The sequence below is a fragment of the Leptospira weilii genome, from assembly GCF_006874765.1.
Lineage (GTDB): Bacteria > Spirochaetota > Leptospiria > Leptospirales > Leptospiraceae > Leptospira > Leptospira weilii.
This window is the reverse complement of record NZ_CP040840.1, coordinates 1,720,001-1,737,298: the sequence shown is the minus strand read 5'-3', so window position 1 is coordinate 1,737,298 and position 17,298 is coordinate 1,720,001. Positions and strand designations below refer to the sequence as shown.

Sequence of the window (17,298 nt, the reverse complement as noted above, 5' to 3'; positions counted from 1 at the left end):
AATCATTTTCGAATCGATTCCAAAACATTTTACTCATCTCTATAAAATAGAGTGTCCAAAATTCTGCGTCTAAACGCGGGATTTGCGCTCAAATGAACGGTATTCTATTTTATAAGGATGAGTAATACTCGTCTTTTTTCGAAGCAAGATGGAAAAATCGACCGATTCTTATAAGGTGAGACCGTTTCGAATCTTTTTTTCAATCCTTCTTCTTACCTCATCCTTCGGGAAAGCAGACTCAAGAGAACTCGTCTACGCCTTCCGAGAACCGGGCAAACCTGAAAAAGAAAAGATGATTCTCGTGGGCGAGACCGTACTTTATGATAAAGTGAAACCGATCGAAGAAGAAGGAAAAAACAAATACCTCAACATCGGAGTCGATACGAGAGCCGACTTGGTTACGATCAAAATCAATTTCGATCCCGGACTTAGAGTCGGACAAACCTTATATCTTATTGAAAAAGATTTTGATCATAAAAATTACAAAAACGGAAACATCGTCGCGCAGATCGAGATCAAGTCTATCTTTCAAACTTCTTTTATCGGTAAAAGAGCGAGGGGGATCGGAAATCTCGGGCTCGTAAAAGATAAAAATCTCATGGTAGCGGCTCCTTTGGTTTCGGAAAAAATAGAACCAGCGATCGTCGAAAGAAAAAAAGGAGACTACCATTTTTCCAGAAACGAAATCGCGGAATCGATCCGCGCCTACAAACATACGATCAGCTTGGACCCTTCCTCGCCGATGGGCCATTTCCGTTTAGGGCTTCTCTATAAAAAAACGGGGGAAGCGTATATATCGGCCGGATCGGAATTTTCGATGGCTTGGAAAAATCGGAAACGATTCGCGAACTCGCAGGAAGAACTCGAATTTTATACGGAATACATAGACTACCTCAACCGTAAATACGAAACGGAAGGCTTTAAGAATCAGTCCGTTCTTTCCAAATCGATGGAGGTCATTCAGGAAGCATTCAAACTGACCGGATCGGATCCAGAACTTCTCATTAATTCCGCTTTAACCTACTATTATCTCTATAGGGAAAAATCCAAATCCGACAAAACTCAGGCTTCCGCAAATCGAAAAAGATCGGACGCATATTTCGAAATTTCCGAAAAACTTGTTAAGGATACGAATAAACTCAACCCCTCCGATTATAGAACATATCTTTTAGCGTGTAAACTTTATCTGGATAAGATCGGCGAATTGACTTCCGAAACGGGCCAAAGCGGTTTGGGGGAATCAGAAGAAGTCGAAATTCTGAAGAATAAGTTCGCGGATTCTTTAGAAAAATATAAAACTTTCAAACCCGCTTCCATTCCGGGAGATCCGTACGTTTTGAAATCCATAAATTAACGTGAGTTCGAAGGTTGAAAGTTTGGGCGAATAAAAAACTAAAGTGCAACGACTCCTTATAAGTCGTCGCACCTCGCGACCTGTCGAACGACCCATAGGGAGTGAGACATTGAATTCAGAAACGATCAATCCATCGAACGACCCAGGAAACTCAGCGAATGCCTCTCTATCATAACCTTACCCATAAATTAAGAAGGCTTTTGGTATAATAAGGATCAAAAACTGATATTTTTCAAGTGTTCCGACAAGAATGAGACTTTTTACTTGCAAAAAGTATGATTTTCTGATAGAGAAAAATCTTCCGAACCTTCCCGCCTCCAGGCTCAATGATTTGCTCCCTACGGGTCGCTCATCACCCACCACCCAAAAATAAGGGTGGGAACTAAGTTTCACAGAAGATTTGTCGGAATTCCGACAGATTTATTTTCGGATCCAAGTATTTGTGGATAACGTTATGCCTCTCTATGGATCGGCATTAACTCAGCGAATGCCTCTCTATGGATCGGCATTAACTCAGCGGCTGCCTCTCTATGGATCGGCATTAACTCAGCGGCTGCCTCTCTATGGATCGGCATTAACTCAGCGGCTGCCTCTCTATGGATCGGCATTAACTCAGCGGCTGCCTCTCTATGGCTCTATGGATCGGCATTAACTCAGCGGCTGCCTCTCTATGGATCGGCATTAACTCAGCGGCTGCCTCTCTATGGATCGGCATTAACTCAGCGGCTGCCTCTCTATGGATCGGCATTAACTCAGCGGCTGCCTCTCTATGGATCGGCAGCCAGGTCAAAACATAGAATCGCTTTCGCATTTTGTTATACCGAATTCACGTTAAAAGAGTATCGTCAGTTTTAGCGCAAATCCCCGTTTAAAGGCGGAATCTCGGGAATTCCATTATAGAGAGATCAGTAACGTCTATTCGGAAAGGACGCGTCCCATTCTCATAAAGATATATTTTTGAAGAATCAACATATCATCCGGGTTGGAGTCGAAAAAGTTCACACCGAGATGATATTTGCCATCTTCGACGACGATATATCGGACAACTTCCCCTCTCAGAATCAGCGTCTTCTCCGAAACCGGAACAAACATTTTTATAATATTATGTTTTTTTAAATACTGAAATATCCTTTTCTCTTCGATCTCGAATAAAAGTCCGTTTATACTGATATCTACAACACGAGTCCCGGCCTTCGTGTGTCTGAAATTGTCTTCCCGAATGAAAATTTTGGTCATAGAATAACTGAAAATTTCCGTAAGCTCAATCAAATAACCCACTTGAGAGGGAGTGATCGAGTAACGATCCATAGCCGAAGTATAAACACGAACATAACCCACAACGTCGTTGAACAATCGGATCGGCAGGACGAGATAAGAGATCACGAACTCTCTGATTTCCTTTTTTTGCAGCTCCCTAAAAAATTTATCCGCGTAGTCCTGTCCGTTTTCAAGAACCATTCGAATATATTCTTCGCGATAATTTCCGGCAATCGATTCGGAATCCTCGTTTTCACGGATATAATTGATGATTAAGGACGTATCGGGGATAAATAGAGGTCGATCATTCCTCCGAATAAAGGAATCTAAAAAGGTTTCTTCCCGGTTCTGCGAAAAAAACACGACCTCGTATCCCTTCGAAACATTCGAAATATATTCTGAAATTATAATATTAACCAATCTCAGATCGGGATTATCTTTTTTGATTTCGCGCATGAGATTATTAAATCTCTGTTCGACTTGAATATTTCTGCCGATCTCCCTTCCGCCGCCGGAAAGCGACCTGAAAAGTATCACGTAATTCATAAACAGATCGTCGACCGCGACCCGGATGTTTTTTCTAAAAGAAGCGGCTTGGAGTTCCGACGGAATCCGAATTTGAACGATCGACTCCTCTAAAAATTCGAGAATTACGACTTCGAATTGATAGAGAATATTCATGATTTCAAAACTGATTTTCGCCCTTAAAGTCAATCCTTGCGTTGCGCCTGGAATTCTTAGATCTACGGTCGTCTCTTCTATGTTTTCTACGATTGCGAAAAATCTTTGTCCGTCATAGTCAAACGGGAATTCCACTCCGTCCGCTTTAAGATAATAGAATAGATGCTTTACGAGATTGATGTCGGTTCCGATGATCGTTTCTCCGAACATCGTTTCCAGAATTGTGATGAGTTCCTGTAAACTGTCCGATCTTCCGACTGCCATACGTTTATTTTGTTAAAGGGAAACTTCCATCTTGAATATCGGTTTTTCAAGGGTCGAAATTCAGTTACAAAGATTGAGAGCCCATTTCTTAAATCTGCTCCCGGATCGGCAATGAGAGACATAAAGTCCCATTAATTTTTTTTACATTCAACCGAAAACACGGCGCATTTCAATTTACAGTTCAACCCAGTAACCGTGTAAAAAACAGAACTTTCCGGAAAGAAAGTACATTTCGGTCTACCTGAAGAATGACTTTGAATAACAGCAATCTATCCTTAGAAAAAAGAGTTTTTGAGATATACCTAGAAAAAATCCACGGGAAGCTTTGGGAATGACCCGAAAAAGAATGTATGGATATAAAAAAGTCGGAACTCAACCCGGAATTGTTCGATATGATGAAACAAGGGCAGCTATCAACCGGAAAAATCCTAGATCTGATCGCTCTGAAGGAACTTGTTGATAGATTTGCGACCACTCCTTTTATTGAAGAAGACAAAATCGCGCAAATTAAAGAAAGAACCGGAGTGGAACCGGATATCCTAACCTGGGGAGATTATTTTCAAACCGAAATTGCATCCAGATATTTCGATAAGTCGGAGATCGAATTCAAAAAAATCCTGGAAACGATTCGATTCGATCTTATTTCCGCTCACTTGATTTTTTCAGGCAAGCCGAAATATTTTCAAGATTCGGTCAGAGGACAGGCGCTTATTTCAAAATCCATTGATTCCACCTTCTGGACGTTAGAGGACCAGGAAGCGGTTCATCTGGAAGTCCTTCTCGAATATTACACTCAGATGGGAATTGGGGAAAAACCGTTGACCGTATCCGACCGAATCTGGTATGAAAGTTTCGAGCTGGAGAAAAAGGCAGTTTAATGGGATTCATCGACCAAGACACAATCGATCTAGGTTCCGGAAACAAGATCTTAAAGTTAAGCTTCAATAACCCTGAAACCAGAAATTCTATGACCAGGGAAATGGGTTTGGAATTCAAAAAAATCATCGATGGGTTGATAGAAACAACTGAAAAGAACAGACCGAGGGTCGTTATTTTAACCGGAAAGAATGATATCTTTTCCGCAGGCGGTAATTTCGAATTATTGAAATCGTTTTCAAACAAAGACTATGAAACGAACAAAAAAACAATGTTCGAATTTTATAATCTTTTCTTATCCGTAAGACGTTTGGACATTCCGGTAATCTGTGCCGCAAACGGTCACGCAATCGGAGCCGGGCTTTCACTTGCCTTCGCGTGTGATATCCGGGTTTTTGCCAATGAGGCTAAATATCAATTCAACTTTGTTAAACTTGGAATCCATCCGGGTATGGGCTCCAGTTATACCGTGAAGGAATTATTTGGAACTCACATTGCAAATCGGCTTTTATTTTTAGCGGAAACCTTAAATGGAGAAGAGGCATTCCGACTTGGGCTTTGCAATGACTCGGTTCCACAAAAGGAAGTCTTGGGAAGAGCGACTGAAATCGCAATCGCATTGTCCGAAAGTGCGCCTTTGGCTCTCAGCGAATTAAAGAAGAACACTTACGACAGGGAAAAATTAGAAACCGCCCTTAGAAAAGAAGCAGAGTCTCAAGCGAGAAATTTCATCTCCGCCGATTTCAAAGAAACGATCAAAGCAATCGAACAAAAGAGAAAACCGATCTTCAAAGGGCTATAATCGGTTTTCTTTTGTTTCCTTATCGTAGTCCTTTAACGCTTGGAAGGTAGACTCATAGTCGTTCCAAGCGTTCCAGACCACAAAGCCGTTCCCTCCACTATCGTAGCTGGCCTTTATCTGCGCTTTGATATAATCCGAAAGCGAGAGTCCGGACTTCCCTACGGACATATTAAATCCTTGAATGTACGGAACGACTCTCGTTGTCTTCAGAGATCTTTTAATGGTAAGAATCGTTCCGTCATATACCGTTTGATAGGGATTTTTGATTCTTGTCGGCATACCGTAAAAATGCGACGGATAAAGCATCGGATAAAGAACGTCTACAACCTGAGCGAACACTTCCACTTTTTGTCCGATCATATCGTTTTCGTTGAATGGAATGCGGCCAAAAATATCGGCCCCAAGATAGGGAAGGTTCTCGCATTCGAGAGTTTCCTTTCTGATATCCTTAATAATTGCGGCAATATTTTTATACCTTGTTTCGTAAGTTAGTTTCAATCGAAGGTTATCCGCATAACGAATATAATCCAATTGAATTTCTGGAAAACCAGATTTACAAGCGGACCGAATCGATTTGTGTATCGAAGCGACCCTTTGATTAGACGGCTTTTCGGTCGGAAGCCCTCCGTCAAAATTTACGACTCTGGCAACAGGATAGAAACCTTCGGCTATCAAAGTTTCCACAGTTTCCTTCGACGGAGCCGAGGGTTGAATATCAATTACAAGAAAGTTAACTCCGTATTGTTTCCCTTTTTTCCTGAGATCGTAAAATTCTTTTGTTTTCTTCAAGGTTCTTTGCGAAATATAGATCCCTCTTGAAAATTCCGGAACTTTTATGTTAGAAGTCGTTTGTAGTTCGGAACTCCTCAAAGAACTTTCTTTATCCTGAGTCGCCACGGCTTCCACCTTTGTGTCCATACTTTGATCAGGTTTGAAAATTTGCGTTTTCAACCGAACCGTAGGCGCTTCCGCTTTTATCTTTATAGCTGGTTTATCACTCTCGTTTTTTTTTCGAACTTCGGAAGATTCGGTTTTTATATTTCGAGACTCGGAAGAAGTCGTTTGAGTCGAATTCTTCTGAGTGTTTCTTACAGGAAAAGGAAAATCAAAATCAGGAAACAAAGAAGAGGCCCATAGAAAAAAAGTAAGAATGAATATGATAATTTTATTCACAGTATAAAAAATACGAAACCTTATAGTCTTGCGGTAAGTTGTAAGTTACTCATCTCTATATAATAGTGTCCAAAATCCCTGCGCCTAATGCAGAATTTGTGCTCAAATTAACGATATTCTATTTTATAGGGATCAGTAATAAACACTCCGTTCTTTAATAAATGTCGGAATTCATTACATTCAACTAAAAAACAGTTCAAATTTAAATATGGCATTTTTTATTAAAATTTTTGGTTTTTCTCTTGCGGATTTGGTACCGCCTGTATGTGTTCAGAAAGGCCTTTGAAAACTTAATTCTCTATACGAGGACAAATATGTCTAACGCTAGCTTGCGTGATCAGGTTGCCCGCTTGGCCACGACAGACCCGGAAGCTGCATATGAGCGAGCAAAACGGATCGACGCTCCATGGTATCGCACGCAGGCCCTATCGCATGTTGCAAAGCATATGCGGCCGGACGCAAAATCAATAAAGGTACTAAAAGAATCGCTCCAAACCGCGAAGTCTCAGGACGATCCATATGCCGTATGTGCAAGTTCGGCCTGGCCGATTGCCGTTCTAATCCAACGGGCACAATATAAGCTGGCTGCAGCCGAAGTTGAAGAGGCATTCTCACTTTCCACTCGAATAGAGAACCGAGGAAGCCGTGTACAAGCGCTCCTGTTATTACTCCAAGCAGCGTTCGCTCTCGGCCTCAAATACCAGACACGAATCATTCGCGGTATCCCTCGATACGTCGAACCAGGGCCCCAGTTGGCGAGCGCAGCGAGGTATAAAAAACGCGCTCCTAATGCTTGCAGCACACGACCGAGAGCAAGCTAACGAGTTTGTCGTTGAAATCAAATACGATAAGACCCGGCGCCGAGTCATTGAGCGATTAAAAAGCGGGGCGACAATATCGCCTTATGAGTTCTAAGATCCTCAGGTCGAAAAGTTTATTACGTTAGGCGAATAGAGATATTGAACGAAGTGATAGGAATGAAAATGAAGACAGGTTTCATTTACTCAGAAGATTTTCTTTATCATAACGCGGATCCAAAAATTCCACACTATGAAAGTTCCGATAGACTACTTGTATGTATTAATAAGTTACGTCAAACCAGTTATTTTAATTCTTTATTCTTCCCCGAAATGAAGAAGGTTCCCAGTGAGTTCTTCCATGAAATTCACTCCAGTACTCATCTTCAAAAAATTGAACGTTCAAAAGGAAAAAGAGGTTACTTTGATTCCGATACCCCTTTCACGGAAAAATCGTGGATTGCCGCTTATTCCGCCGCAAACTCCGGAATAACCCTTGCAGACGCCTTACTTTCAGGAACAATCAAAAACGGTTTTTCGCTTCTTAGACCTCCAGGTCATCATGCGGAACACAATCGAATCATGGGTTTTTGTATGTTAAACAACGTTGCCATTACCGCTCGGTATTTACAGAAGAATGGATTCAAGAAAATCTTTATTATCGACTGGGATGTTCATCATGGAAATGGAACCCAAGAAATTTTTTACCAAGATCCAAATGTTTTCTACCTATCGATTCATCAATTTCCATTTTACCCTATGACCGGCCTTTCCAGTGAAACCGGAAAAAACGAAGGTATTGAGACTACAAAAAATATTCCGATGCAAGCGAATTCCGACAGCCAAGCCTATATTCAAAAATTCAAAGAAGTCGTAATTCCTACAATGGAGCATTTCGGACCGGATGTCGTATTAATATCCGCGGGTTTTGACGCGCACAAGGAAGATCCTCTGGGAGGAATGAATATCACAACTAAAGGGTTTGAAGACTTAACTAAAATCGTTTTAGAAAGTGCCGACAAAATCTGCGGAGGTAAAGTATTATCCTTTTTAGAAGGCGGTTATAATTTAACCGCTTTATCGGAATCCGTAGAAGCTCATGTAGCGGTTTTCAATTTTTTTTCTTAAAAAACCTCAAAAGAAATTCAACTACAATCATTAGAGTCGTTGAAAAATTCCATGATTCAGATTAACAAAACCGCTTCAAACGCCATTTCAATGAAGCAGAAATGGATAGAGAAATTAATTTTTCAACGACTCTATTCAACATATTTCTAGCAAAACGCTGGAGTTCCCACAGAAGTCCCCTAATAAATTCTAAACACAAAAATTGATCAAAACGAAAACGAGATTTTAAAACCGAAATACCAACATTCTGCCTGTAAGCCGGATTCTGTCCTCTCCTGAAGAGATGGATGATCATTTATCTTGCTCCGAAAGTTACCGATCGGAGTCTTTGCTCTCTACCCGCAGCCCTGCGGAAACGGCAAAAAGGCTGCCTATTTGAGATTGCACCCGGGAGGGTTTACCGTTCCCGATCTCTCTCGAAATCGAAGGTGGGCTCTTACCCCGCCATTTCACCCTTACCGCGCCGAATTTCTCCGACGAGGCGGTATCCTTTCTGTTGCACTTTCCATATTCTTTCTCTAAAATTTCTCTCAAAGAAAAAATTCCGGGAATTACCCGGTCCCGTGTTTCCTGGTGTCCGGACTTTCCTCACCCTCTTGGTTTCCCAAAAGCAGCGCGATCATCCAGCAGAATGTTTGATTTCGACTATTTTGCGAAGGCTCAGCAAAACGAGAAAAAAAAGAAAGAATCTCAGAACCTCCTAAAAATTTGGTACGCCACTTGCATATATTTATGCAAGAAGACTGGAGTTGAGGTGATAAGATGAACAAGTTTGCGACAATTGCCCTCTTTTTAAGCATTTTTACAGGACTTTACGCAATTCCAGAAGCCGAAAAGGTAGAAGAGGAACTGAATAAATTCACACCTGAGAATGAAATCCAGCTCGCAAATAAGTTAAGCGCTTTGGGAAGCCTCAAACAAAAAGTAAGAGACTACAACTCTGCAATCGATCTTTACAACCAATCTCTAACAGTCCGCGAGCAAATGGGAGAAAAAGAATCTTCCGGTTACGCTCTGGTTCTTTATCTCAAATCCATTTCCGAGTTCCGCCAAGGAAAGTCCTGCCGAGCCCTTGAGAACATTAAAAATGTAATTTCGATCTATCAGAAAATCGGAGACATCGATTCCGCTCTGAATGCGGAAGAAGAAGCTTATAAAAAATATCAAGAAGCATGCTCCATCCATATGGAAAGCGTTGCAAAAGCGGAGTGATTCTTCCCCTCGCTCAAACCTCGTGAATTTATCCCATCTCTAGTTCTAACTTACTTACCCGCCACCTAAAAAGGGCGGGCTTTTTTTGATTTGACTCTTCCTCTTTCAAGACTAACCTGAAATTCCGGATCTTGGACCCCGTCGCCCTTCAATTTATCCGGTACAATAACAATTCGGAGCAGCCTATGAAAATAAATTATAACTGGAAAAACGTCGATCATTCCAAAGCAGCCGAAAAATACGCAAACAGCAAGTTGGATCGAGTTTCAAAATATCTTCATGCGGTTCAGTCCTTCGAAATCTCTTTTGAAATGATCCACGGAGAAGTCACTGCAAACCTGAATTTACACGGAGACGGTAACAAATTCAACGCACAGAATTCAAGCAAGGATATCTACGCTTGTATCGACGGTTTGGAAGACAAAATCGTCAAACAAGTGAGTAAACATCACGACAAAAAAGCGAATCACTGACCGATTTCGGCATTCCGCCCGGTGGAATTCTCCACCGGACTTAAGCTAAAGAACCAATCCTCAAATGTCCTTTCTCAGAAAACTCGAAGAAGCAAACCAATACCTTTCAAACGGAGATTTCGATAAGGCAAAAAAAGTTTTCGATTTCCTTCTCGGAGAAGACCCGGAAAATCCGGAGGTAATCGCCGGTTATTTCGTCTCCTCTTACTGGGACAACCGCATAGATCGAATTCACAACACGAAAGAAGGAAGAGAAAGAAGCCATCTTCTCGTTCAATATTTTTCTAAATTTCAAAACGCGTTCGAATTGAGAAAATTCACTGGAACCTCTTCCTTTCGCGCCGTTTCCGAATCGGTTTTAGCAGAAGCTGTCGGTCAGTTGAAAATCTCGGTTCAAAGGGAAGGTCTTCACTTTCAAGATCCCTCCGCACTGTTGGGTCTAATACGCGAACTCATTCGCTTTAGAGATTATCGAAATGCGATCGAAATTTTAAATTATTCTTCTTCCGTGGAAAGGAATTCCCCCGAGTTCCTTTACTTGAAAGCGGAATCCTTTTTTCAAACCGGCGAGGAAAGAAGAGCCATCCTTCTTTTTCGAGAAGCTTTTTTAAAGGACCCTTCCGCTGCGCCTCTGGCGATTTTGAAATCGGAGCCGATCTTTTCCTGGATCGAAAAACTAAAAAGTTCTTATCAAGAAGAATCTGACCTGAAAGAAGTTCTTCCGGTCGTTTTGGCGGAACAGGGAATTTTCGAGGAAACCAGGAATTATTCCGAAAAAGAAATTCTAGGATATTATCAAAATCTAATCCGTTTGAAAGACACTTTGAATTCTAGAAAAGATCTCTATGACTTTAAGATTCGTTGTAGAATCTTACAACATGCTTGTCTGCTTCTGGACGTTTACAGAGGAATGCAATACGGCGAAATCTACCAAGAATCCAAGAAGATCCTGGACTCAGTAGACCCGGGCTTTTTTCAAAGAAGACAAAGCGGTATTAAGAAATAGAAAGTTTCTATCCTATTTGCACACCGTTTTTGGTTCATTCGATTCCTATAGGAACTTCCACTTTCGGTTAACGGGACAAGGACGACTTTGCCCTAAAAACTTGAGCGTAAAGTTAAGGATTATTTCCCTGGGTTTGTTCGAGAATTCGATCCAATTCTTCCGCAATTCCCAAATCTCCTCTTTCAGAAAAATATTTTCGGAGAGAATCGATCGTTTTTCTGGCTTCCGCAGTGGAAGGAATTTGCCTAAGAAGAACTTTGTCCGATTCGGATCGGAATTTACCGGAAGAAGGAATGTCCTGAAAATCTCCCGTTGAAGATTGCTCGAATATGGTACCGGATCTTTCGGATAAATTGGGAACGTCGGGACTTTGAATTCGATTATAAGTTACGAATACGATTGCAGTTATCAAAACGGCTGAAAAGGAAAATTGTAAACCACGATTGGCGAGGATGTTTTCCCGGATTCTTTCCCATCCTTTTTTGGGCTCGGGCCGAATTGCTTTGAGTTGATTTTTCAATCGGATCGAAAACTCCTCGCTCAAGTTAATACTACGTAACTCTTTGTCCCTGAGTTCGGACATCGTTTTCACGAGCGAATTTTCAATCTTAAGTAAATCTCCGTCTTCCTTTCGAAGAAAAAGCGGAATTTTGAATTTTGACTGTAAACGTTCCATCTTTCTTACCTAAAGTATCCTTCACCCTTGCCGTCTTGTAAGATCAAATGTTTCAGGAATTCTTTCGCCTTAAAGAGCCTACTCTTTACGGTTCCCACGTTGGTTCCCAGAACTTCGGCGATCTGCGCGTAAGACATTTCCTCGAAGTATCTAAGTTCAATCACCTCTTTATAGAGATCTTCCAAGTCGTTGATTTTGCTAATTAGATAGTTGGACTCATCACTAAGTTCAACTTTTTTTTCGAATCCTACCCGATCATCCGTTACCTGGTATTCCTTATCATCCATAGAATTCTCTTTAGCTCGTTTCCGTTTCGCTAACATGTCCTTGGATTTATTGACTACGATTCGATAAAGCCAGGTGTAAACTCCAGAATCCGCACGAAAGTTACGAATCGATCTATATCCGGAGATGAGCGCGTCTTGAACGATATCCTCCGCATCGTCTCCATCCTTCACCATCGAAACCGCTTTGCGATAGAGCCTCTCCCGAAACGGATTGACGAGTTGAATATAAGCCTCGTCGTCCCCTTCTTTGATCTTTCTGAGAAGACCGATTTCAATCTCTCTTAAGGTCGGTTTTTTAGGAATGATTTGTTTCCGCTCTATCTTTGTAGAAGATGAATCCATGATTCAAAGATCCCAAAGAAAGCGGATATGGCAATCCGGAAACTTAGGATAGATAGGACAGAATTAGGGATCTTGCAAAGAAAGATTGATCAAAACCAAAGATTCCGTCAAAACCATAGGCACACGAAATCTGAGCCCATAGGCAAATCTTGTCTTATGATCGATCACTTCCGGACCAGCCCATACGATATCACCCTCGAATTCAAGACGTTTTCCCGATTCCTTTTCTATTACGGAACCGTAAACCGGCTCCGTAACGTCCAAATCCTCTCCGTTTAAGATGATACAAATTCCAGTCTCGGAAATGTTAACGAGTTCCGCATGAAGTGTAATTAAACCGAATTCGATTTGTATGATATAATCGGCATAAATACCCGGATAGTATCTACGACTTCTCGGTTGTTCGTCCGGATTGCCAAACATATCCGGATCAGAGTCGAAGCGAAACAAATGTTTGTCCAGAAAGATTTTGTCCCGATCCTTTTTAAATCGATTTTCCTTCAGACATAGTTCGCATTAGTATAATCCTTATTAACCGAAATTCTTTCTATAATTAAAATTGAAAATAGATAAACGGCAGTTCCAAATCCGGGGTCAAAAGTGCCAAAATCACCGCGATGATCGGATAAGACGAGAACTCGAACCATACGGGCGGATTCCATTCCCTCTTTTTTTCGAAGATGAAATAACCAAGCCACTGACCAGCAATCACACAAAGGATAACCGGAATTCCAGTCTTCAGCATATAAGGACGCAAACCTCCTTCCGTGTAAATGAACATCTTTTTCAACATGGTCCAGCCTTTCGTAAACGACTCGGCGCGAAACCAAGTTCCTACGGCTACCGACACGAAACAGGTAAGAATGATTTGAATAGGCGCCAATATTTTATCCGGAAGTATCCGAAAATCTCGAAAATATTTTTCCTTTAAACTTCCATAAAGAGCTTCCAAAAGTAAAATCGTCCCCTGACAACTTCCCCAGATGATAAACGTCCAAGCCGCCCCATGCCAAAAACCGGCTATAAACATCGTAAACCAAAGATTGAATCTATGGCGAAAAGCCCCCGCTCTATTTCCTCCCAAGGAAATATACACATAATCCCTAAGCCAAGTGGAAAGAGTGATATGCCATCTTCTCCAATGCTCCGTAACGCTTCTTGCAATAAAAGGCATTCGGAAATTCTCCGGTAACTCGTAGCCTAACAACAACGCGGATGCGTAAGCCATATCCGTATAACCGCTGAAATCGCAGTAAATTTGTATGAGGAATAAAGTAGCCCCTAACCAAAGCGCGACCGTTCCGTAGTTTTCTGGATGACCGAAGATTTTTTCGATGATCGGAGCCGCGTTATCCGAAAGCACAACTTTCTTGATATAACCCAGGATGAAATAACGGATCGCCTTTCTAAATCGAATCTCCGTTAAATTTTTAGCCGTGTCCAATTGAGGTAAAAAGGTTTTGGCCGTCACGATCGGCCCCGCTACAAGTTGAGGGAAAAAAGAAACGAACAATGCAAATCGTAAAAAACTTTTTTCGGGAAGAATTTGCCTTCGATACACGTCGATCGTGTAACTCAAAGATTGAAACGTATAAAAGGAGATTCCCACGGGAAGAATAACGTGTAAAATCGGAAGCGCATTTTTTACTCCGAAATGCCCGAGAAATAAATTGATGGAGTCCGCAAAGAAATTATAATATTTGAAAAAACCCAATATAAAGACGAGATTCAAAACCAAACTGACTGTGATCAGCGCGAATCTGGTCCTTTGATCCCGAGAAGAATCGATCTTCGCGGCGAGAACAAAATCGATCACGGTAGAAAGTAATATCAAACCGCCGAATCTCCAGTCCCAACTCATGTAAAAATAATAGCTGACGACTAGCAAAAAAAAATGAGTGAAAGAGAGAGCTTTCGTATCGTTTCCGAAAAAGTAGGGAATCAAATACCAATAAACCAGGAATACGAAGATAAAAAATACGAAAAATTCTAAAGTTGGAAAAAGCAAACCTTTCGCTCCCGATCTCCTTCTATCTTTTTTAAAACCTAGATCCGGTCAAGGAATTATGCCTCTCACTCAAACTCGAATTTACTCTTTGAAAAAAGAAAAACCTTGCATAATTTCCCGGAAGCGATTCAATTTTCAAAAATTCGATCAAGGAGTTGTCCTTTCATGCAACAAAACAAATTTCGTAAAACGGTCGTAGCGATTCTTGCACCGATGATTTTTCTCGTTTCTTTTGCAAACTGTTTCGGTAAGTTTGCAATCGTTAAAAAAGTGTACGAAGTAAACGACAGTTTTAATATCGGCAGTGGCTTATTGGCGAAGCTCATTAAGACTCTCGTAATGTATTTTCCTTTCAGTATTCTTTATGGGATCGGATTTTTCTTCGATTTAATTCTCTTTAACCTAATCGAATTCTGGTCAGGAAGCAACCCGGTGGGCTATAACGAATACGACGAAAACGGAAAATACGTTAAGACCTACGAGGAAAACGGAGAAAAACTTTTATTGAGTTATTCCGATTTTGGGAAAAGATTGGATATCCAACTCGAAAAAGAAGGAGATTATCAAAACCTGATCGTTTTTCGCGCCGAACCCGGAAAATTTTTCGCGCAAAAAAACGGCAAATTAGAAGAGGTCGTAATTTCTTCCGAAACCATTGGATCTAAAACGATCCTGAAAATGGCGGAACAAGGCAAACTGAAGTCCAGCAGAGTAGTCGATACAAAAACGTTAACCGACCTGGAAGCGAAACTAGTTTCCGAATCTCTTTAATATATCTTAGTAATCGGGGAATTCCCCCGATTACTGAACCGCTCTCACTCGATCCGGAATTTTTAACACTCCGTATTTGCCGATTTTTCTTTTAGAAAACCAACCCTGATTTACTTCCAAAGCATACAAAGCCTTTTCGCTTGAATGATACAATTCGGTCGTTTGATTGGGCTTCATATCGTGCACATCCGTGATTCTTCTATCCTGATTGAAATACGCGATGCTTAAAGGGATCCGAGTATTCTTCATCCAAAAACTCAAATATTCCGGTTTTGCGAAAACAAAAAGCATTCCTTCATTTTCACCCATAGACTTTCGATACATCAAACCCCTGGCACGGTCCGCAGGCGTATTTGCGATTTCTACGAGAAGCGGATGCTCATCCACATAAATCGTAATTCTTTCGAGTTCCCTAGGAGAAACGTTGTATGAAACTCCAAAAATAAAACTGAGTATCAGAACCCGTCGAGCGCCAATAGAAGCGAGACATTGAGTTACCAGCTTGATCTTTCTGACAAAGTAAACTGGGATTTTGGGGCACGCTGTAAATAAAACTTTGAATTTGGGTGCGAGCATTGTTATTTTTCCTTTGAACAGTTGAGGCAGTTACTAGTAATAACGACCTACGTTGCCGAAGCAACATCGAGCTTTCCTTTTAAACTATATTTCTTCAGGTTATTGTAGAAAAAATCGCTTTGGGAAAGCAGTTTTGAAGCCTTTCGAAAGAATCAGATACTCTTTAGAGTTGTTGAAAAATTCTATGATTCGGATTAACAAAACGGCTTCAAACGTCCATTTCAATGAAGCAGAAATGGATAGGAAATTAATTTTTCAACAACTCTTTTTTTAGTACCATAGGAGTGCAGAGAAGAGATTGAACTTTCCCATGCCAATCCAATACCATCGAAATAAGAAAACATGTAAAAAAGAAACGAACTCTACCTTGAGACGCGCCGGAGATCGAAGTGCTCACGCAGTGCATAACCAACCCCACAAGTAATTGGACCCGAAGATAAATCTGTCGGAATTACGACAGTGAAACTTACGTCCCGCAGAGCGGCCCCTAGGAAAGCTCTGCGTCTGAGTTCCTTCAGAGCGACCTATCTCGCGATCCTTCGGGAGCGAGATTTGAGTTTAGGAAAACTCTGCGCTTACGTTCCTTCAACGAGCCCTAAACACCGACCCATAGGAAGGTGTTTACTGAGGTTAGGAAACGTTGTGCCCGAGTTTCCCTAATTTTGGGTGGTGGGGCGAATAAACTTTATTTCGCTCTCTCTTATGTTTCTACGGGCCGCGAAATAGGTGGAAAGGCTCGGGAAGGTTTTTCTCTATCAGAAAATCATACTTCTTGCAAGTAAAAAGTCTCATTCTTGTCGGAACACTTGAAAAATATCAGTCTTTGACTCTTATTATTCCAAAAGCCTTCTTAATTTGTGGGGTTAGTTATGACGCAGTGACGGAGCGAAGCGTAGTCACAAAGAAGTCGGTCCTTTCGATCTACGATCGAAAGGAGATCTCATTACCGGTTTAGCGTTAGGCATTACCGATCCCAATAAAATAGAGTATCGTTCATTTGAGCACAAATCCCGCGTTTAGGCGCAGAATTTTGGACACTCTATTATGTAGAGATGAGTAGTGGTGTAAAGTCCTACTAAAATCGAGGCGGCCTTTTTTCCAAAAATGCAGTCATCCCCTCTTTGGATTGTCCTCCGTCAAAACATGCGCCAAACGCTTTTTCTTCGATGGAAATCCCGTCTTTCAAAGTAACATCCAATCCCTGTTGGATCGTTCTTTTGACTCTTTCGATCGCCTGAGGTCCTTTTTTCAGAATGGAATCCGCAATCGCTTTAGAAAAAGATAATAGATCCTCTCCTTCTTTTACAAGTTTATTAAGAATCCCGATTCTATATCCCTCTTCGGCGGTGATCATATCGCCGGTAACCACGAGTTCGATCGCACGTGCATAACCGATCAATCTCGCAAGTCTTTGTGTTCCTCCGAAACCGGGAATCAATCCTAAGGAAACCTCGGGCAATCCCAACTTCGCCTTTTCCGATCCGACTCGTATATCGCACGCAAGGGCAAGTTCCATTCCCCCACCGAGGGAAAAACCATTGATCGCTGCGATCGAAACGATTCTGGATTGATGCAATTTTTGGAATACCGCATTTCCCAACTTGGAAAATTCTTC

General features: G+C 41.4%; 16 protein-coding genes and 1 other RNA gene (1 of these 17 running past the window's edge). 8 read left to right on the top strand and 9 right to left on the bottom strand.

What is annotated here, in order from left to right; genetic code table 11:
• Positions 1-148 precede the first annotated feature (148 nt).
• Entirely contained in the window at positions 149-1,354 is a 1,206-nt protein-coding gene (locus FHG67_RS08205; protein ID WP_004500298.1) for a tetratricopeptide repeat protein, read from the top strand.
• Between the two features lie 915 nt (positions 1,355-2,269).
• Here the strand turns inward: FHG67_RS08205 and FHG67_RS08200 are convergent.
• Entirely contained in the window at positions 2,270-3,556 is a 1,287-nt protein-coding gene (locus tag FHG67_RS08200) for a DUF1577 domain-containing protein (protein WP_002626820.1), read from the bottom strand.
• A gap of 350 nt (positions 3,557-3,906) precedes the next feature.
• On the opposite strand from FHG67_RS08200, the gene FHG67_RS08190 reads away from it, so the two are divergent.
• Positions 3,907-4,434, top strand: a complete 528-nt coding sequence (locus FHG67_RS08190) for a hypothetical protein (protein WP_002626822.1) — start codon at positions 3,907-3,909, stop codon at positions 4,432-4,434.
• Positions 4,434-5,234 carry an enoyl-CoA hydratase/isomerase family protein gene (locus tag FHG67_RS08185; RefSeq protein WP_002626824.1) on the top strand — a complete coding sequence of 267 codons (801 nt, stop codon included), beginning with the start codon at positions 4,434-4,436 and terminating at the stop codon, positions 5,232-5,234. Before FHG67_RS08190 ends, FHG67_RS08185 begins: the two co-directional genes overlap by 1 nt.
• Here the strand turns inward: FHG67_RS08185 and FHG67_RS08180 are convergent.
• On the bottom strand, positions 5,229-6,407 hold the full coding sequence (locus FHG67_RS08180; RefSeq protein ID WP_004495400.1) for a putative glycoside hydrolase: 1,179 nt from the start codon (positions 6,405-6,407) through the stop codon (positions 5,229-5,231). The genes FHG67_RS08185 and FHG67_RS08180 overlap by 6 nt on opposite strands.
• Before the next feature lie 983 nt (positions 6,408-7,390).
• Here FHG67_RS08180 and FHG67_RS08170 point away from each other — a divergent pair.
• Complete coding sequence (locus FHG67_RS08170) at positions 7,391-8,332, top strand: histone deacetylase family protein (RefSeq protein WP_036086916.1); 942 nt, start codon at positions 7,391-7,393, stop codon at positions 8,330-8,332.
• Between the two features lie 238 nt (positions 8,333-8,570).
• On the opposite strand, the gene rnpB is transcribed toward FHG67_RS08170, so the two are convergent.
• Positions 8,571-8,967: RNase P RNA component class A (gene rnpB, locus FHG67_RS08165), an RNA gene on the bottom strand.
• 127 nt (positions 8,968-9,094) lie between these two features.
• On the opposite strand from rnpB, the gene FHG67_RS08160 reads away from it, so the two are divergent.
• The 3 genes from FHG67_RS08160 to FHG67_RS08150 all read left to right on the top strand — a co-directional run bounded on the left by FHG67_RS08160 (position 9,095) and on the right by FHG67_RS08150 (position 11,023).
• Positions 9,095-9,544: a tetratricopeptide repeat protein gene (locus FHG67_RS08160; protein ID WP_002556493.1), complete on the top strand. Its 450-nt coding sequence runs from the start codon at positions 9,095-9,097 to the stop codon at positions 9,542-9,544.
• Between the two features lie 185 nt (positions 9,545-9,729).
• On the top strand, positions 9,730-10,017 hold the full coding sequence (gene hpf / locus FHG67_RS08155) for a ribosome hibernation-promoting factor, HPF/YfiA family (RefSeq protein ID WP_002556490.1): 288 nt from the start codon (positions 9,730-9,732) through the stop codon (positions 10,015-10,017).
• Positions 10,018-10,081: 64 nt separating this feature from the next.
• Entirely contained in the window at positions 10,082-11,023 is a 942-nt protein-coding gene (locus FHG67_RS08150; protein ID WP_061230905.1) for a tetratricopeptide repeat protein, read from the top strand.
• 112 nt (positions 11,024-11,135) lie between these two features.
• Here the strand turns inward: FHG67_RS08150 and FHG67_RS08145 are convergent, their stop codons facing one another.
• From FHG67_RS08145 to FHG67_RS08130, 4 genes are all read right to left on the bottom strand, one after another.
• The gene (locus FHG67_RS08145) at positions 11,136-11,699 is read right to left on the bottom strand and encodes an LIMLP_12425 family protein (protein ID WP_002556506.1); all 564 of its coding nucleotides are present in this window, start codon (positions 11,697-11,699) and stop codon (positions 11,136-11,138) included.
• 5 nt (positions 11,700-11,704) lie between these two features.
• Positions 11,705-12,328 (bottom strand): RNA polymerase sigma factor, encoded by a 624-nt coding sequence (locus FHG67_RS08140; RefSeq protein WP_002556497.1) that lies wholly within the window; start codon positions 12,326-12,328, stop codon positions 11,705-11,707.
• A 63-nt stretch (positions 12,329-12,391) separates the two neighbouring features.
• Positions 12,392-12,751: a PilZ domain-containing protein gene (locus FHG67_RS08135; RefSeq protein WP_026054498.1), complete on the bottom strand. Its 360-nt coding sequence runs from the start codon at positions 12,749-12,751 to the stop codon at positions 12,392-12,394.
• A 130-nt stretch (positions 12,752-12,881) separates the two neighbouring features.
• Positions 12,882-14,336 (bottom strand): MBOAT family O-acyltransferase, encoded by a 1,455-nt coding sequence (locus FHG67_RS08130; RefSeq protein WP_004495410.1) that lies wholly within the window; start codon positions 14,334-14,336, stop codon positions 12,882-12,884.
• A 165-nt stretch (positions 14,337-14,501) separates the two neighbouring features.
• Between FHG67_RS08130 and FHG67_RS08125 the strand changes: the two genes are divergently transcribed.
• On the top strand, positions 14,502-15,107 hold the full coding sequence (locus tag FHG67_RS08125) for a DUF3332 domain-containing protein (protein WP_002556510.1): 606 nt from the start codon (positions 14,502-14,504) through the stop codon (positions 15,105-15,107).
• Between the two features lie 30 nt (positions 15,108-15,137).
• Here the strand turns inward: FHG67_RS08125 and FHG67_RS08120 are convergent, their stop codons facing one another.
• Both FHG67_RS08120 and FHG67_RS08110 read right to left on the bottom strand, forming a co-directional pair.
• Positions 15,138-15,683, bottom strand: coding sequence for a DUF192 domain-containing protein (locus tag FHG67_RS08120; protein WP_004495409.1), 546 nt, complete (start codon positions 15,681-15,683; stop codon positions 15,138-15,140).
• 1,075 nt (positions 15,684-16,758) lie between these two features.
• Positions 16,759-17,298: the 3' portion of an enoyl-CoA hydratase-related protein gene (locus FHG67_RS08110; protein WP_061230904.1), read on the bottom strand. Its footprint extends 234 nt past the window's final position; only the last 540 of its 774 coding nucleotides appear in the window; its start codon lies beyond the right edge, outside the window — the gene reads right to left on this strand; the stop codon is at positions 16,759-16,761.

What these genes read in the sequence shown, in the direction of transcription:
- FHG67_RS08190 (WP_002626822.1), top strand. Translation starts at nt 3,907, where the DNA reads ATGGATATAAAAAAGTCGGAACTCAACCCGGAATTGTTCGATATGATG.
- FHG67_RS08150 (WP_061230905.1), top strand. Translation starts at nt 10,082, where the DNA reads ATGTCCTTTCTCAGAAAACTCGAAGAAGCAAACCAATACCTTTCAAAC.
- FHG67_RS08205 (WP_004500298.1), top strand. Translation starts at nt 149, where the DNA reads ATGGAAAAATCGACCGATTCTTATAAGGTGAGACCGTTTCGAATCTTT.
- FHG67_RS08140 (WP_002556497.1), bottom strand. Translation starts at nt 12,328, where the DNA reads ATGGATTCATCTTCTACAAAGATAGAGCGGAAACAAATCATTCCTAAA.
- FHG67_RS08125 (WP_002556510.1), top strand. Translation starts at nt 14,502, where the DNA reads ATGCAACAAAACAAATTTCGTAAAACGGTCGTAGCGATTCTTGCACCG.
- FHG67_RS08185 (WP_002626824.1), top strand. Translation starts at nt 4,434, where the DNA reads ATGGGATTCATCGACCAAGACACAATCGATCTAGGTTCCGGAAACAAG.
- FHG67_RS08145 (WP_002556506.1), bottom strand. Translation starts at nt 11,699, where the DNA reads ATGGAACGTTTACAGTCAAAATTCAAAATTCCGCTTTTTCTTCGAAAG.
- FHG67_RS08135 (WP_026054498.1), bottom strand. Translation starts at nt 12,751, where the DNA reads ATGTTTGGCAATCCGGACGAACAACCGAGAAGTCGTAGATACTATCCG.
- FHG67_RS08160 (WP_002556493.1), top strand. Translation starts at nt 9,095, where the DNA reads ATGAACAAGTTTGCGACAATTGCCCTCTTTTTAAGCATTTTTACAGGA.
- FHG67_RS08200 (WP_002626820.1), bottom strand. Translation starts at nt 3,556, where the DNA reads ATGGCAGTCGGAAGATCGGACAGTTTACAGGAACTCATCACAATTCTG.
- FHG67_RS08170 (WP_036086916.1), top strand. Translation starts at nt 7,391, where the DNA reads ATGAAGACAGGTTTCATTTACTCAGAAGATTTTCTTTATCATAACGCG.
- hpf (WP_002556490.1), top strand. Translation starts at nt 9,730, where the DNA reads ATGAAAATAAATTATAACTGGAAAAACGTCGATCATTCCAAAGCAGCC.
- FHG67_RS08120 (WP_004495409.1), bottom strand. Translation starts at nt 15,683, where the DNA reads ATGCTCGCACCCAAATTCAAAGTTTTATTTACAGCGTGCCCCAAAATC.